Source organism: Candidatus Pantoea deserta (assembly GCF_003813865.1).
GTDB classification, from domain to species: Bacteria; Pseudomonadota; Gammaproteobacteria; order Enterobacterales; family Enterobacteriaceae; genus Pantoea; species Pantoea deserta.
In genome coordinates this window covers 171,706-187,228 of the sequence record NZ_RMVG01000007.1, presented here as the reverse complement: position 1 = coordinate 187,228, position 15,523 = coordinate 171,706, and the positions used below count along the sequence as shown (strand labels likewise).

Genomic DNA, 15,523 nt, shown 5'->3' with positions numbered 1-15,523 from the left:
TATTCCTGTTGTTTTCTGGAGAGTCAGAACAGATCGTTTAGCATGACGCCGACGCCGACACGCGTCTGACGGTGGTTATAGTCGATAAGCGACTCGCCATAACCGCTAAACACCTGGGTATAGAAGCGAACGTGTTCGCTGATGGGATAGCTCCAGCCCAGCGTCGCGCCGCCGAAGCCGGTGTTCCAGTTGTAGTTGCCTTCCACGCTGAAAATATTGTCGCCCGCCACATAGCCCAGCTTCAGGCGGTAGTAGCCCATATATTTGGTGATGTCCGGGTTATCGTCTTCACTATCCGGAATGCGGTACCAGGGTTTGACTTCAGCGAGGAAGTTGCCGTTTTGCGCCATCAGCCGCGCATAGACGCGGTTCCAGCTGCGCGAGGTCGGATCGCTGCGGCCGTTGGAATCGTGGTTAAAGCCGACCTCCACATCGCGCAGCGTCCAGCCCGCAAAGTCATAATCCGTGGCCCAGCCGAGGAAAATCTGCGGCTCATAGTTGGTCTCACGGAAAGGTGAAGACTCGCCGCGGTTCGACAGCTGCCACCATGAACGCTGGGTATAGGAGGCTGCCAGCACCGAGTTATCCCCCAGAATACCGCGCCACAGCGGAAATGCCAGACTGAGCTGAAATTTCACTTCATCTTTGCGTGCGTTATCTGCCCAGTTATAGGACGCGATCGCCTCTTTATTAATATCGCTGGTATAGGTATAGAGCAGATAGTTACTTTCATACGGATAGAGTACGAACGGGTTGTCGTGCTTCTCCAGCAGGTTGGCGATAATGCTGCCGCGCACCTGAGGCGTATCGTGAACATCTTTAACAGTGGCTTCCTCTGCCTGCGCCAGTGCAGGAAGTAACAATGCGGCTGCTAACAAGGCGCGATACTTGCGCATAACTTTCTCCGATGAAGGCTGCGTGTTGGTTGTAAGGGGAGTCTTAAAAAGGAGGCCATTCTACACGCAAAAGGCGGGGAAGATGAGCGATGATTTGCGAAACTGGAAAGCCTCTCGCGCACGGCTTAGAATACACAATTCTTTAACATTTGACGCCCTGAATGGCGTTTATGCAGGATTGCCACTATGTCTTCAGTGCTGCTGTCTCAGCAGGAAGCTCGCCGCATGGTGGGCGACATTTTTGTTTACCATATGCCTTTTAATCAGGCGCTCGGTCTGGAGCTGGATCGGCTGGAGAGCGACTACGCCGAAATTAGCTTCGCCAACAAAACCATGCTGGTCGGCAACGCGGCGCAGCAGATCCTGCATGGCGGCGTTATCGCCTCGGTGCTGGACGTCGCCGCCGGAATGGTTTGCGTCAGTAATGCTCTGACGCGCGCCGAAAGCATTAGCGAGGAGGAGCTGCGCCAGCGTCTGTCGCGCATGGGCACTATTGATATGCGCGTCGATTACCTGCGCCCCGGTCGCGGCGAACGTTTTACCGCAACCAGCAGTTTACTGCGCGCCGGGAATAAGGTGGCGGTGGCGCGCGTGGAGCTGCATAACCAGCAGGGCGACTATATCGCTACGGCGACCGCGACCTATTTGATTGGTTAATTGTCAGCGACGTGCGAAAATCGCCTTTTTACCGGACGCTCTCTATATGGACACGCAACAAACTCGCCAGGGCATTGGCTTCGCGCTCGGCGCTTACTTTATCTGGGGCATTGCCCCGGCCTACTTCAAGCTGGTTAAAACCGTTCCGCCAACAGAGATCATGACGCACCGCGTTATCTGGTCGGCGCTGTTTATGCTGGTGCTGATCAGCCTGAGCCGCAGCTGGAAACAGGTGCGCAGCGTGCTGGCGCAGCCGAAAAAGGTGCTGCTGCTGGCCCTTACCGCTGTCACCATCGGCGGCAACTGGCTGCTGTTTATCTGGGCGGTAAATAATCAGCATATGCTGGAAGCCAGTCTCGGTTACTTTATTAACCCGCTGATTAACGTCGTGTTTGGCATGCTGTTTTTGCGCGAGCGCTTCCGACGGCTACAGTGGCTGGCGGTGCTGCTGGCGACGCTTGGCGTGCTGGTGCAGCTGTGGCAGTTTGGGTCCATTCCGGTTATTGCGCTGGGGCTGGCGCTGAGCTTTGCCTTTTATGGGCTGATGCGTAAGAAGATTCAGGTCGATGCGCAGAGCGGCATGTTGATTGAGACCCTGTGGCTGTTTCCGCTGGCGGCGATCTATCTGTTTGGCGTCGCCGATTCGGCAACCAGTCATCTGAGCGCTAACCCACTGAGCCTCAACCTCAAACTGGTGGCGGCGGGCATCGTGACCACTATTCCGCTGATGCTGTTTGCCGCGGCCTGCACGCGGCTGCGCCTCTCCACCGTCGGCTTTTTCCAGTACCTCGGCCCGACGCTGATGTTCCTGCTGGCGGTGCTGTTTTACGGCGAGACCATCACCCCTGACAAAATGGTGACCTTTGCCTTTATCTGGCTGGCGCTGGCGGTGTTTATTTTTGATGCGGTGGTGGCGACGATACGCAGTCGCCGAATGGCAAGCCGGACTGTTTAGGGTGACAAAGCGTCTGTCAGTCAGACGTCTGAGCGAAGAGCCTGTCCCACTCGCAAAGTTGCTTTACGCTTCCCTGCTCGCTCGGCCCGCGCGAAAACGCACCTCATCTCTGAGGTGCGTCCGGGCCAGCGCTTTACGTTGTTGAAACATGCTCCAGGCATTTTTGGCCTTGCCGCGGACCGCTTCCCTTCGGACCAGACCACTTGCTGGTTAATGTTTCTGCGGCCTGTAAGTTCAGGCCGCGCGGTTTGAGACGTTACAGCCAGTTCTTGCGCTTAAAGTAGAGGTAAGGCGCCAGGCCCGCGAGGATCATCAGGCCAATCGCCGCCGGATAGCCAAAGCTCCATTTCAGCTCTGGCATAAACTCAAAGTTCATACCGTAGCTGGACGCCACCAGCGTGGGCGGCAGAAACACCACCGACACCACCGAGAAGATCTTGATAATACGGTTCTGCTCGATGTTGATAAAACCCATCGCTGCCTGCATCAAAAAGTTCACCTTCTGAAACAGGGATTCGTTATGCGGTAGCAGCGATTCAATGTCGCGCAGGATTTCACGCGCCTGCTCCAGCTGATTGTTCGGCAGACGCGCCTTGCGCACCAGGAAGTTGAGCGCGCGCTGGGTATCCATCAGACACAGCCGCACCTTCCAGCCAATATCCTCCAGCTCGGCGAGACGCGACAGCGCCTGGTCATACTCTTCACCCTGCTGGCCTTCCATAATCACGCGGCTGAGCTTCTCCAGCGCGCTGTAGATGTTCTCAATTTCATCCGCCAGCTGCTCGATTTTGGTCTCAAACAGATCCAGCAGCAGCTCAAAGGCATTGCCGTCGGTCAGCGTCTGATTGCGGGCGCGCATACGGTAAAGGCGAAACGCCGGCAGCTCGCGCTCGCGCAGCGTATAGAGGCGGCCTTCGCGAATGGTAAAGGCGACGGTGGAGTTGCCCGCGTGGTCCTCGGCATCTTCATAAAAGAAGAAGGAGTGAATGTGCAGGCCGTCTTCATCTTCAAAAAAACGCGCCGAGGCTTCGATGTCTTCCAGTTCAGGCCGGGTGGCAAGGCTCTGCCCCAGCTCGCTCTGCACGCGCTCGCGCTCGTCCTCTTCCGGCTCGATCAGATCGACCCAGACGGACGTGGTCAGTTTGTCGGTTTGCTCTTCCAGTTCCAGACGCGTCAGGCGGCTGCGATCCAGTTTAAATGCGCTCAGCATAGCAATACTCCCCATTGCAGACTAAATGGGACAAGGCCGTTGGCCGATCGAACAGATGCCGATCGGGCACGGCAAACGCCTGAATACGGAAACGCTCGTTCAGAAGGTGAATCAGTGCTGACTCATGCGACGGGATAAAAAGGGAGGTCGCTGATAACCGCTAAGGCTACCAGCTTAAAGAGGTAGCCTTAGATGTTATTCCTGGTAACCAGGTGACTGAGCCAGCATCGACTGGGCGTATCCAAGGCATTGTCCTCTCTTGATAATAGTGCGCGCATGTTACGCTGAGACGAAAAAGTCGTCAACCGGTGACTAAGCAGTTTCCAGCTTCGCATAAGCGGCCACCAGCCACTTGATGCCCTGCCCCTGAAACGCCACCTGAACGCGGCTGTGTTCACCGCTGCCTTCCAGGTTAATGATGGTGCCTTCGCCGAATTTGGCGTGCTTCACGCGCTGGCCGAGGGTAAAGCCGCTGTCGCTTTTCGTGACCGGCGTGCCCATACGCTGATGGCTGACAGGACGAGTGACGCTGGCGCGCAGACGCACCTCTTCAATGCACTCTTCCGGCAGCTCGCCGATAAAGCGCGACGGCCGGTGATAGACTTCTTTGCCGTAGAGCCGACGTGATTCCGCATAGGTCAGCGTCAGCTTCAGCATGGCGCGCGTCACGCCGACATAGGCCAGACGACGCTCCTCTTCCAGACGCCCGCCTTCATCGATCGACATCTGGCTTGGGAACATGCCCTCTTCCATGCCGACGATAAAGACCTGGCTGAACTCAAGGCCTTTGGCGGAGTGTAGCGTCATCAGCTGCACCGCATCCTGCCATTTATCGGCCTGACCTTCGCCCGCTTCCAGCGCGGCGTGCGACAAAAACGCCTGAAGCGGCATCAGGTCTTCATCTTCATCCTGATAGCTGAACTGGCGCGTGGCCGTTACCAGCTCCTCAAGGTTTTCGATACGCGCCTGGCCTTTTTCGCCCTTCTCTTGCTCATACATGACCCACAGACCCGAGTCTTTAATCACGCGGTCAGTCTGCACATGCAGCGGCATCTCGGCGGTTTCGCTCGCCAGGGAATCGACCAGCTCGCAGAAGCGCTGAAGCGCCGACGCCGCGCGCCCCGCCAGCGCTTTGGTTTGCAGCAGCTCGCGCGTCGCCTGCCACAGCGTCATCTGACGTTCGCGCGCGGTCTGGCGCACCACGTCCAGCGTGCGGTCACCCACGCCGCGCGTCGGCGTATTCACCACGCGCTCAAAGGCGGCATCGTCGTTGCGGTTGGCAATCAGACGTAAATAGGCAAGCGCGTCTTTAATTTCCTGACGCTCGAAGAAGCGCATACCGCCATAAATGCGGTACGGCATGCTGCTTTGCAGCAGCGCCTCTTCCAGCACGCGCGACTGGGCGTTGCTGCGGTAAAGAATGGCGCAGTCCTGCAAGGCGTTGCCGTTCTCATGCCAGCTTTTAATACGGTTCACGACGAAGCGCGCTTCATCCAGTTCGTTAAACGCGCAGTAGATCGAGATAGGATCGCCGTCGGTGCCGTCGGTCCACAGCTCTTTACCGAGACGGCCATTGTTATTGGCGATCAGGGCGTTGGCCGACTTCAAAATGTTATTGGTAGAGCGATAGTTCTGCTCAAGGCGAATGGTTTCCGCCGCCGGGAAATCCTGTAAAAAGCGCTGAATATTCTCGACCTGCGCGCCGCGCCAGCCGTAGATCGACTGATCGTCATCGCCGACGATAATGACGCGCCCGCTGTCTCCCGCCAGCATGCGGATCCAGGCGTACTGAATATTGTTGGTATCCTGGAACTCATCCACCAGGATATTGCTGAAGCGCTCGCGATAGTGATTGAGAATATGCGGCTTATGCAGCCACAGCTCATGGGCGCGCAGCAGCAGCTCGGCGAAATCCACCAGTCCCGCGCGATCGCAGGCCTCCTGATAGGCCTGATAGATGCGCAGCCAGGTCTGTTCGACGGGATTGCCGTAGCTTTCGATATGTTTCGGGCGCAGCCCTTCATCTTTTTTGCCGTTGATGTACCACATGCCCTGACGCGCCGGCCACTGCTTCTCATCAAGATTCATCGCCTTGATCAGACGCTTCAGCAGGCGCAGCTGATCTTCGCTGTCGAGGATCTGGAAATCCTGCGGCAGGCCCGCATCCAGGTGGTGCGCACGCAGCAGACGATGCGCGAGGCCGTGGAAGGTGCCGATCCACATGCCGCCCTGGCTGGTGCCGATCAGCTGCTCTATACGATGGCGCATCTCCGCCGCCGCTTTGTTGGTAAAGGTCACCGCCATAATCGAATAGGGCGAGCAGTTCTCTACCGACAGCAGCCAGGCGATACGGTGCACCAGCACGCGTGTTTTTCCGCTGCCCGCGCCTGCCAGCACCAGCAGGTTGCTGCGCGGAGCCGCTACGGCCTCGCGCTGTTTGTCATTCAAACCGTCGAGCAGATCAGAAACGTCCATAAGCACCGTTCACTAAAGAAAAACAAAAAGCGAACCCTGAATCATTCGGCTTGCAGTGAGGCGCATGATTCAGGGCACGACTGGATAAATCCACAGCCATTATAACAGTGAGGTCAGGGATGCCAATCGCGAAATTTCAACGTGGGGCAGCAGACGCGCATCGGCTATCTGCATCAGGTTACCGTGGCGCAGGTTGATCCAGCAGGCCTGCATGCCGCAGCGCAGCGCCCCGGCCACGTCGGTGGTCAGATCATCGCCAACGTGCAGGATATGCTCAGGCGCAATACCGAGCCGCTCGGCGGCGAGATGATACATATCCTGATAAGGCTTGGCGCGGCCGTCCGGCCCGGCACGCAGCGCGAACTGAAAATAGTCGGCGATGCCGAGCTGCTCCGGCCGCGCATTGCCGTTAGTGATCGCCACCAGCGGAATCTTTTCTCCCAGCGCCTTCAGCGTCTGATGCGTCTCTTCCGGCATCTCCACCTGGCTGCGCCAGTGATGAAACACATTCATGATCTGCTCTGCGCCTGCGCTGGCCTCTTCGATCGACAGCCCGGCGTTAAGCAACGCCAGCTCTACGGAGCGGCGACGCCACTCCGACACGTCGTGATAAATATCCGGCTCGCGCGCCAGCAGCTCGTCGCGCAACGCCTGATAGTCGAGCGGCGTAAACTCGCGCAGCGACGGATGATAGGCCTGCAAGGCCGCATGCGACTCGGCGGTGGTTTTGCGGATCACCGGATAGTTGTCGTAGAGCGTATCGTCGAGGTCGAAGGTCATCGCCTTGATGGCGCGTAACGGACGGTAAAACTTCATTCGTTCTTTCCTCGTTTGGCGCGGGGATGCGCAGCATCATACACCGTCGCCAGGTGCTGGAAATCGAGATGGGTATAGATTTGCGTGGTAGAGAGGTTGGCGTGCCCCAGCAGCTCCTGCACCGCGCGCAGATCGCCGCTCGACTCCAGCAGATGCGTAGCAAAGGAGTGACGCAGCTTGTGCGGATGAATATGGCTGGCGACGCCCTGTTTTACGCCCCATTCGGCAAAGCGCTTTTGCACGTTGCGCGCCGAAATGCGGCGTCCGCGGCTGGAGAGAAACAGCGCGTCATCCTCGCCGCCAAACCCGGCGCGCAGCGGCAGCCACTGTTCCAGCCAGGTGACGGCGGTACGGCCAATCGGCACGCGGCGCTCTTTGCTGCCTTTCCCCACCACCCAGACTTCGCCCGCCTCAAGATCGACATGGCGACAGTCCATATTAACCAGCTCTGACAGGCGCAGCCCGCCGCCGTACATCACCTCCAGCATGGCGCGGTCACGCACCGCCAGCGGATCGTTCAGGTCGATCTCCAGCAGCTGATTGACTTCATCGACGTCGATGTTTTTCGGCAGATGACGCGCGTTGCGCGGCGTGGTGATCCCTTTTGCAGGGTTGGCGGACAATTTCCCCTGGCTGACCTGCCAGTCGAGAAAACTACGCAGCGCCGAAAGCCGCAGCGCGAGACTGCTGGCGCCTAATCCGGCGCGGCGGCTGCGCGACGCCATGCTGCGCACCTGCGCAGGCTCCAGCGTCGCCCAGCTGTTTAGCTTCATCTCTTCCGCCATGCTGGTCAGCGCGGCAAGCTGGCGCGCATAGTTCTCCTGCGTCAGCGGACTGAGCTGGCGCTCGACCTTGAGGTAGCGCAGGAAGGCATCGACGGCGTCCTGAAGCGCGCTCATGCACGTTCTACCCAGCGTGACAGCAGCTGAGGCATCATCTGCGCCAGGTGCTGCAACAGCAGTGTGCCCATGCCCGCCTGATAGTGTTGACTGTCGCGGCTGCTGAAGATGAGCACGCCCAGTTCGCCGCGCTCGCCCATCAGCGACATCGCCACCGAGCCAATCGCCTTCGCCTGCGGCAGCAGCAGCAGCAGCTCCGGACCGTTCAGACTGCCAAGAAAATGGTGTTGCTGACCAAAACGCTGAATGCGTAGCGGCTCGAACGCCTGACGCGACAGCCCAAGCTGGACAAACTCCGACGGCGCGCCCAGTCGCCATTGATCGGCGAACAGGCGCAGGTTCGCGCCCGCTAGTCCCAGATCGCGCGCCCAGCGGTGCAGACGATTAAGCATATCCTGAAGCGAACCGGCCGCCGCCAGGTGTCCCTGAAGCGCCAGCAGGCGATCGAACAGCTCATGGTTGGCGCTGGCCTGCTCCATCAGCAGCGTAATCTCTTCTTCAAGCCGCTGAATATGATTGCGCTGGCGCGCCATATGCCACTCGACCAGCGATACGCTGCCGCGTACCGGGTGGGGCACGCTCATCTGCTCAACCTGACGGGCGTTACGAATAAAAAAGTCAGGATTTTGTCGCAGATAATCGGTAACAGCCTGATCGTCCAGCAGGAGCGTATTGTCAGCCTGCTCTTCGATATTTTTCATAGATGAATAAACCCATCGTAGACATGTGTCGCGGGACCGGTCATAAACAGCGGCTGTCCCGCGCCTTTCCAGGCGATATGCAAGGTTCCGCCCGGCAGATCGACGCGCACTTTCGGCGACAAAATGCCCTGCTGAACGCCGCAGGCAACCGCCGCGCAGGCTCCGCTGCCGCACGCCTGGGTTTCTCCCGCGCCGCGCTCGTAGACGCGCAGGCGGATATGCTCTGGCGACACCACTTCCATGAAGCCCACGTTAACGCGCTCAGGAAAACGCTCGTGACTTTCCAGCACCGGACCCAGAGTCTCGACCGCCGCGGTTTGAACGCTATCGACCTGGATCACGCAGTGCGGGTTGCCCATGGATACCGCGCCGAACATGACCGTTTGCTCAGCAACGCGCAGCAAATAGAGATTTTCCGCTTTGTTCGCGCGGAACGGCACCTGCTGCGGTTCGAAATCAGGTTCGCCCATATTGACGCGCACCAGCTCGTCCGGCGTCACGCTCAGCACCATGCGGCCTGTTTGCGTACTAACGCGAATTTCGCTCTTGTTCGTCAGGCCTTTCAGCCGGACAAAGCGGGCGAAACAGCGCGCGCCGTTGCCGCACTGGGCGACCTCACTGCCGTCGGCATTGAAGATGCGGTAGTGAAAGTCGAGATCGGGATCGTAAGGCGGCTCAACGATCAACAGCTGATCGAAACCGATCCCCAGATGGCGATCCGCCAGCCGGCGAATCAGCTCCGGCGAGAAAAAGACGTTTTGCGTTACGGCGTCCACAACCATGAAATCGTTGCCGAGGCCGTGCATTTTGGAGAACTGCATTTTTTGCTCCGCCGGGTGCGCCATTACAATTAGTCTGCTGACATGCTGGCGTTGCCGCCGCTCACCAGTCCACTCGTGTCTGCCTGCGCGGCACGCTGTTGCTGCTGCTGTTTCTGCTGCTCCGCTTGCTGAGGATTTTGTGTTTTTGGCTGGTCGACGGGCGGGAAGTAAAGCGGTCCTTTCAGTCCACAGCCTGCCAGGCTTGTCAGCGCCAGCGCCATTGCCAACAGGCTTATTACTCTCTTCATCTGTTCTGCTCTTCTGTCCTTAACCTGGTTGCTTATCATCGCAGGTGAAGTTGGAAAAGCAACAGGAAATCCCCGCAATTCACGTGCGCGCGGTGACGTTCTGAGTAAAGGGCCGCGCGGCAAGCGCGGCGTCAGTGAACCTGATAGCGCGGCTGATAGTTGCCGTGGTCATTGTCGGACTGGGTCGCGCAGAGCTGGGTCAGCGTCTGGCTGCGGAACGGAATCACCTGGAAGCGATCGCCCGTATTCACGATCTGGTAAAACTGCGGCAGATTGAAGTTGATAAAGCTAGAGCCGTAGGTAAAACGATCGTGCGAAGAGGAGTAAAAACGGCTGACGTCGCGCACCAGCTCCTCTTTGCTGCCTTCGCAGTGGTGATAGACCTCGACGCGATTGGTTTCATCCAGAATATAGATATTGAAACCCTGCTCATCGGTAGTGTCTTCAAAGAAGAACTGAATAATCCCTTCGCTGGCGTAGCCGTTTACCACCGGCGGCAGCGGCGTCTGGTTCGACTCGACTTTAATCGACAGGCCGTGCAGTTTGTTGTTGGAAATCGCGCCGTAAAACTCAACGGCGTTTTCCAGCTTCTGCACCGATACGCTCATGCGTTCAAAGAACAGGCCCCACGTCTGCCCCGCCATGCGCAGCGCCTTAAAGCGACCCGGCTCCTGACGCGTGCTGGAGAGACGCAGCTCAATGCACTCGGAAACCAGCTGCTGTACGCGGGTGCGAATCAGCCCGCGCAGATGATGGCTATAGCAGAACACTTCGACCGTATCCGGCGGCGCGGCGTCCTGATGCATTTTGCCCAGAATCGTTTTCAGCGCTTCAATCATCGCCTGCTCGCCGTTGAAGTGCAGCGTACGCACCTCATTCCACGAGTTGCGGTAGAGCAGATCGATGCTGCCAATCAGGCACTGCTGCTGCTGACCGAAGCTAAAGACGTCGAGCTTGCGGAAATCGAAATGCACCACCTGATTGCGGAACGCTGAGGTAGGATCGTGCTCAAGATTGACGATGATCGCCAGATGGCGGATTTCGCACGGGCTATAGAGCGCCTTTGGCGTAGGCGCCGGCAGACGCAGCGGAAAATGCGATGAAACGTCATTGACCAGCTCCTGCAACCGCGCCAGATCGCAAATCTCATTACCTTTGATATGCAGGCGCGTTTTGCTGGTCAGCAGGCCGTTGAACCATGCCCAGGCCACCAGCTTGTTCAGGTAGCGGTTATACTCCAGCGGCTGATGACTGATAATGGAGCTCATGTCAGGCGACTGGTTGTAAAGATACCAGCCCGCGCGATTGGCGCGTCCCGCCGGGACGTGAATAAAAGTCAGGTTCTCTTCAGAGAGATCGGGCGAGATCTGCGGATTGACCAGGGTTACTTTGCCCGGCAGCGCTTCAAAAGCGGCGTACAGTTTACGCGTCAGCACGCCGATGTCCTGCGGACTCGCGCTGACGCTTAAATTGTTGCGGCGGGCAAAGCGGATCAGGTTGCGATAACTCTGCATCATCGCATCCAGCAGCTCGTTGTGCGCTTCGCGCACGCGCTCGATTTTCCAGTTGCTGCGGTTATCGAGGATAGCCAGTTTTTCAGCATCCCAGCCCCACTCTCTGACCAGCTGCGACAGGATCTCGCGCCGCCAGCCCGAACGGCTGCCGTTGTCGTCGGCGCTCAGCTTCTCGCACACCTTCAGATAGAAACAGCGACGCACCAGATCGAGACGCGCCTGATCGTCCACGCTGGTCAGGTAATGCGTTACGCGTTCCAGCATCATGCAATAGGGATCGAGGCCGAAGCTGACGATTTCGCCATCGTGCAGGCGCTGTTTGATATCCATCGCCAGCAGCTGCGTATTGGGGTATTCCCAGCTGTACGCTTCCAGAAGCAGGGTTTTCAGCACCGCTTTATAGGGCGAATCAATACTTTTATAGAGCTGCCACAGGCTTGCGCCGAAGTACTCTTCGGCCGACAAGGTGCCCAGGCCGCCGAGATCGAGCCACTCATTCGGCGTCAGCACGCCCTGCGCGTAAAGCGACATCACATAGTCGTCATAGTGATGCTCTTCCTCGCACGGCACCATATTCCACAGAATACGTTTACCGGCCATGCGCACGGCGGTGCGGTAAAACTCATCCAGCAGCAGAATATGCTGTGTTGAGCCGCAGTCTTCCGCGCCGAGGCTGCCGCTTTCGTTGTGACGGAAGCGGTTCTCATCAATCAGGAAAAAGCTGACTTCGACGCCCATCGACAGGCACCACTTCTGCAACAGGGTGCACTTGCGCTGCAAATTGAGGCGTTCTTCATTGTCCAGCCACGACTGATGGCAGACCCAGATATCCAGATCGGAGACGCTGTTCTGTCCAACCGAAGAGGTGCTGCCCATGGAATAAATGCCCGTAATCGGCATCTCGCCGGTGCGCGACACGTCCAGCGTCAGCTCATGGCTGCCCGCAAGCTCGCGCATCAGCGCCAGTTGATTTTCTTCAGGCGTGAAGAAGCTGATGCCACGAGGAACGTTACCGTCGAAGTAACCTGGCATCAGCGGGTGATGATAATGTAGTAAGGTTGGCAGCAGACTGTATACGTGCTGGAAAGCAGTGCCCATCGCAGCCAGCGCGCGATCGACGCGCAGCTGATTAATGGCATCCAGTCTCTGTTTCAATGTCTCAATGTAGAGGTACAAGACGTTTCGCCTGATTGTCCCAGTGTTTAAGCAACCTGTTTCCCTAATCTGCCGCTTAATAATAAAAGAAGTTGGGCAAATTATTGCTGGAAACGTGATCAATCTAACACCTGGCAGATTGACCGTAAAGAAAGTTGCGCTACTTAACAGTTTAGCACGTTCCTGTTCGCTTCCTGCGCTTTCGGACACCGGCGTCCGCTTTATCCTCTTATGACCTGCAAATCTTTCTGCCTGTCCGGTCAAATCATCCGTTGAAACTGTCAGCCTTCAGCCGACAATGATAGGATATTCGGTGAACGATCAAAATGGTTAACAGCATGTTAGACAAAATTTTCAGAATTGCTACAAGACAAAGCCCTCTTGCGCTCTGGCAGGCACATTATGTCCAGCAGCGCCTGATGGCCGCCCATCCAGGACTGCGCGTAGAGCTGGTCCCGATGGTCACAAAGGGCGATATTATCCTTGATACGCCGCTGGCGAAAGTAGGCGGCAAGGGCTTGTTCGTCAAAGAGCTTGAGCTGGCGATGCTGGAAAATCGCGCCGATCTGGCGGTCCATTCGATGAAAGATGTGCCGGTCGCGTTTCCGGAAGGACTGGGACTGGTCACAATTTGCGAGCGCGAAGATCCGCGCGACGCCTTTGTCTCAAATCACTATCACTCCCTCGATGAACTGCCGCAGGGCGCGATCGTCGGCACCTCCAGCCTGCGTCGTCAGAGCCAGATTAGCGAACGCCGTCCCGATCTGGTGATCCGCTCGCTGCGCGGTAACGTCGGCACCCGCCTGTCGAAGCTCGACGCGGGCGAATACGACGCCATTATTCTGGCCACTGCGGGCCTGAAGCGTCTGGATCTTGAAGCGCGCATTCGTCAGCCGCTGCCGGCAGACATCTCGCTGCCCGCCGTGGGTCAGGGCGCCGTCGGCATTGAATGCCGGCTTAACGACAGCGAGCTGATTGGCCTGTTGCAGGCGCTCAATCATGACGATACCGCCGTGTGCGTCAAAGCTGAACGCGCCATGAACACGCGCCTGGAAGGCGGCTGTCAGGTGCCTATCGGCAGCTTCGCCGTGCTGGAAGGCGACGACATCTGGCTGCGCGGTCTGGTCGGCGCGCCCGACGGCAGCCTGATGGTGCGTGGCGAACGACGCGGCCCGCGCGCCGACGCGGAAGCAATGGGCATTTCGCTCGCGGAAGAGCTGCTCAGCAACGGCGCGCGTGAGATCCTGCGCGACGTTTACCAGGGACAGCCGCCCGTATGACCATCCTGGTCACTCGCCCTGAGCCAGCCGCCAGCGCGCTGGTCACTCGCCTGCGCGCGCTTGGCCGCCAGGCGTGGAGCCTGCCGCTGATTGAGTTTGCGCCGGGCGACGACCTTGAGCGCCTGCCGCAGCAGCTTGCGGCGCTGCGCGACGGCGACCTGGTTTTCCTGCTTTCCCAACAGGTGATCGCCTATGCGCCGCCTGCGCTGGCGCGTCATAACGCAGCGTGGCCCGCAGACGTAGACTATTATGCAATTGGTCGCAGCACCGCGCTGGCATTTCACACCGTCAGCGGCCGCCACGTCGACTATCCGCACGCGCAGGAAACCAGCGAGGCGTTGATCAATCTGGCGAAGCTCCAGCGGGTATCGGGTAAGAAGGCGCTGATTTTGCGTGGCCCCCCTGGGCGCGAACTGCTGGCTGAAACGCTGCGCGATCGCGGCGTGGACGTCGCTTTCAGTCAGTGTTACCAGCGTTGCCAGAAGCACTATGACGGAGCCATTGAAGGTAGACGATGGCGCAACAGGGGCGTCACAACGCTGGTGGTGACCAGCGGTGAAATGTTACAACAGCTGTTTTCTCTGTTCCCCGCAGTCGATCGCGAGGAATGGTTATTGCGCTGTCGACTGATTGTCGTCAGTGAACGTTTGGCTACCCTGGCCAGTGAACTGGGCTGGCAGACTATTCAGGTAGCCGATGGTGCCGATAACGATGCGCTGCTGCGCGCGTTACGCTGAACTTAATCATGGGATGTGCCACAGATGACGGAACAAAAAGCGACCTCCGCCACGGTTGAAGAGACCACGCCAGCGGTAGACCATTCGCCCGCTTCTCCCCAGAAACCACCGCGCGACAAAAAAAGTGGTGGGCTGGTATTAGGCGCAGTGGCGATTGTTATTGCCCTGGCGACCGGCGCAGGCTTATACCTTAACGGGAAACATCAGGCTGAACTTCAGGCGCAGGCAAATCAGAGCCTGAGCGACAAGCTGGCCGCTTTGCAGCAGCAAGCGGGCAACGATAAGCAGCAGCTGGCGCAACAGCTCAGCAGCGCGCAAAGCGCGCTGGATGATGCGCGTACCCAGCAGGCCGCCACGGCAAAAGAGCTGGAGAGCCTGCGTGAAAAAGTCGCTTCGCTTTCCGGTAATGACGTGCGCACCTGGCTGGTATCACAGGCCGACTATCTGGTGAAACTGGCTGGCCGCAAGCTGTGGAGCGATCAGGATGTCACCACCGCCGCGGCGCTGCTGAAAAGCGCCGACGCCAGCCTGGCTGATATGAACGATCCAAGCGTCACCAACGTGCGCCGCGCGCTGACGCAGGACATCAGCACCCTCTCCGCCATTGATCAGATCGACTACGACGGCATTATTCTGAAGCTAAACCAGCTGTCTAACGGCGTGGATAACCTGCGTCTGGCGGACAATGACAACGACGACGCGCCGATGGACAGCGATAGCGGCGAACTCACCTCCTCGGTGCGCGAATGGCGTCAAAACCTGGTAAAAAGCTGGCATAACTTTATGGATGACTTCATCACCATCCGCCGCCGCGATAACACGGCGCAGCCGCTGCTGGCTCCCAATCAGGACGTTTACCTGCGTGAGAACATTCGCTCGCGTCTGCTGATTGCCGCGCAGGCCGTACCGCGTCATCAGGACGAAATCTATAAACAGTCTATCGATACGGTTTCAAGCTGGGTTCGCGCCTGGTACGACACCAACGACGCCGCCACCAAAGCTTTCCTGGCCCAGCTGGACGAACTGAGTCAGCAAAACATTAATATGAACCTGCCGGACAGCCTGGAAAGTCAGCCGCTGCTCGATAAGCTGATGCAGACGCGCGTACGCAACCTGATCGCGCAGCCTTCCGTCGCCGCCGATCAGCAAGGAGGCTAAA

Annotated in this window: 14 protein-coding genes; 5 read left to right on the top strand and 9 right to left on the bottom strand. The window is 58.2% G+C overall.

Going from position 1 to position 15,523, the window contains the following annotated elements:
* Positions 1–23 precede the first annotated feature (23 nt).
* On the bottom strand, positions 24–896 hold the full coding sequence (pldA, locus tag BBB56_RS11630; protein WP_123801113.1) for a phospholipase A: 873 nt from the start codon (positions 894–896) through the stop codon (positions 24–26).
* A gap of 186 nt (positions 897–1,082) precedes the next feature.
* On the opposite strand from pldA, the gene BBB56_RS11625 reads away from it, so the two are divergent.
* Together BBB56_RS11625 and rarD are read left to right on the top strand one after the other, a co-directional pair.
* Positions 1,083–1,553 (top strand): thioesterase family protein, encoded by a 471-nt coding sequence (locus BBB56_RS11625; RefSeq protein WP_123801112.1) that lies wholly within the window; start codon positions 1,083–1,085, stop codon positions 1,551–1,553.
* A gap of 46 nt (positions 1,554–1,599) precedes the next feature.
* Complete coding sequence (gene rarD / locus BBB56_RS11620) at positions 1,600–2,508, top strand: EamA family transporter RarD (protein WP_123801111.1); 909 nt, start codon at positions 1,600–1,602, stop codon at positions 2,506–2,508.
* Between the two features lie 256 nt (positions 2,509–2,764).
* Here the strand turns inward: rarD and corA are convergent, their stop codons facing one another.
* The 8 genes from corA to BBB56_RS11575 form a co-directional block, all read right to left on the bottom strand.
* Positions 2,765–3,718 carry a magnesium/cobalt transporter CorA gene (gene corA, locus BBB56_RS11610; RefSeq protein WP_123801109.1) on the bottom strand — a complete coding sequence of 318 codons (954 nt, stop codon included), beginning with the start codon at positions 3,716–3,718 and terminating at the stop codon, positions 2,765–2,767.
* Between the two features lie 312 nt (positions 3,719–4,030).
* Complete coding sequence (uvrD, locus tag BBB56_RS11605; RefSeq protein ID WP_123801108.1) at positions 4,031–6,193, bottom strand: DNA helicase II; 2,163 nt, start codon at positions 6,191–6,193, stop codon at positions 4,031–4,033.
* A gap of 99 nt (positions 6,194–6,292) precedes the next feature.
* A complete protein-coding gene (gene yigB, locus BBB56_RS11600; protein ID WP_123801107.1) occupies positions 6,293–7,009 on the bottom strand; it encodes a 5-amino-6-(5-phospho-D-ribitylamino)uracil phosphatase YigB in 717 nt (238 codons plus the stop codon).
* A complete protein-coding gene (xerC, locus tag BBB56_RS11595) occupies positions 7,006–7,908 on the bottom strand; it encodes a tyrosine recombinase XerC (RefSeq protein WP_123801106.1) in 903 nt (300 codons plus the stop codon). Before xerC ends, yigB begins: the two co-directional genes overlap by 4 nt.
* A complete protein-coding gene (locus tag BBB56_RS11590) occupies positions 7,905–8,609 on the bottom strand; it encodes a DUF484 domain-containing protein (protein ID WP_123801105.1) in 705 nt (234 codons plus the stop codon). Before BBB56_RS11590 ends, xerC begins: the two co-directional genes overlap by 4 nt.
* A complete protein-coding gene (gene dapF / locus BBB56_RS11585; RefSeq protein WP_123801104.1) occupies positions 8,606–9,430 on the bottom strand; it encodes a diaminopimelate epimerase in 825 nt (274 codons plus the stop codon). Before dapF ends, BBB56_RS11590 begins: the two co-directional genes overlap by 4 nt.
* Before the next feature lie 29 nt (positions 9,431–9,459).
* Positions 9,460–9,678, bottom strand: coding sequence for an LPS translocon maturation chaperone LptM (lptM, locus tag BBB56_RS11580; RefSeq protein ID WP_123801103.1), 219 nt, complete (start codon positions 9,676–9,678; stop codon positions 9,460–9,462).
* A gap of 131 nt (positions 9,679–9,809) precedes the next feature.
* On the bottom strand, positions 9,810–12,368 hold the full coding sequence (locus tag BBB56_RS11575; RefSeq protein WP_123801102.1) for a class I adenylate cyclase: 2,559 nt from the start codon (positions 12,366–12,368) through the stop codon (positions 9,810–9,812).
* Between the two features lie 317 nt (positions 12,369–12,685).
* Between BBB56_RS11575 and hemC the strand changes: the two genes are divergently transcribed.
* The 3 genes from hemC to hemX are packed head-to-tail and all read left to right on the top strand — an operon-like array spanning position 12,686 to position 15,522.
* Positions 12,686–13,627: a hydroxymethylbilane synthase gene (gene hemC / locus BBB56_RS11570; RefSeq protein ID WP_123801101.1), complete on the top strand. Its 942-nt coding sequence runs from the start codon at positions 12,686–12,688 to the stop codon at positions 13,625–13,627.
* Positions 13,624–14,364 (top strand): uroporphyrinogen-III synthase, encoded by a 741-nt coding sequence (gene hemD, locus BBB56_RS11565; protein ID WP_123801100.1) that lies wholly within the window; start codon positions 13,624–13,626, stop codon positions 14,362–14,364. Before hemC ends, hemD begins: the two co-directional genes overlap by 4 nt.
* Before the next feature lie 24 nt (positions 14,365–14,388).
* Positions 14,389–15,522, top strand: coding sequence for a uroporphyrinogen-III C-methyltransferase (gene hemX, locus BBB56_RS11560; RefSeq protein WP_123801099.1), 1,134 nt, complete (start codon positions 14,389–14,391; stop codon positions 15,520–15,522).
* Position 15,523: the final 1 nt, after the last annotated feature.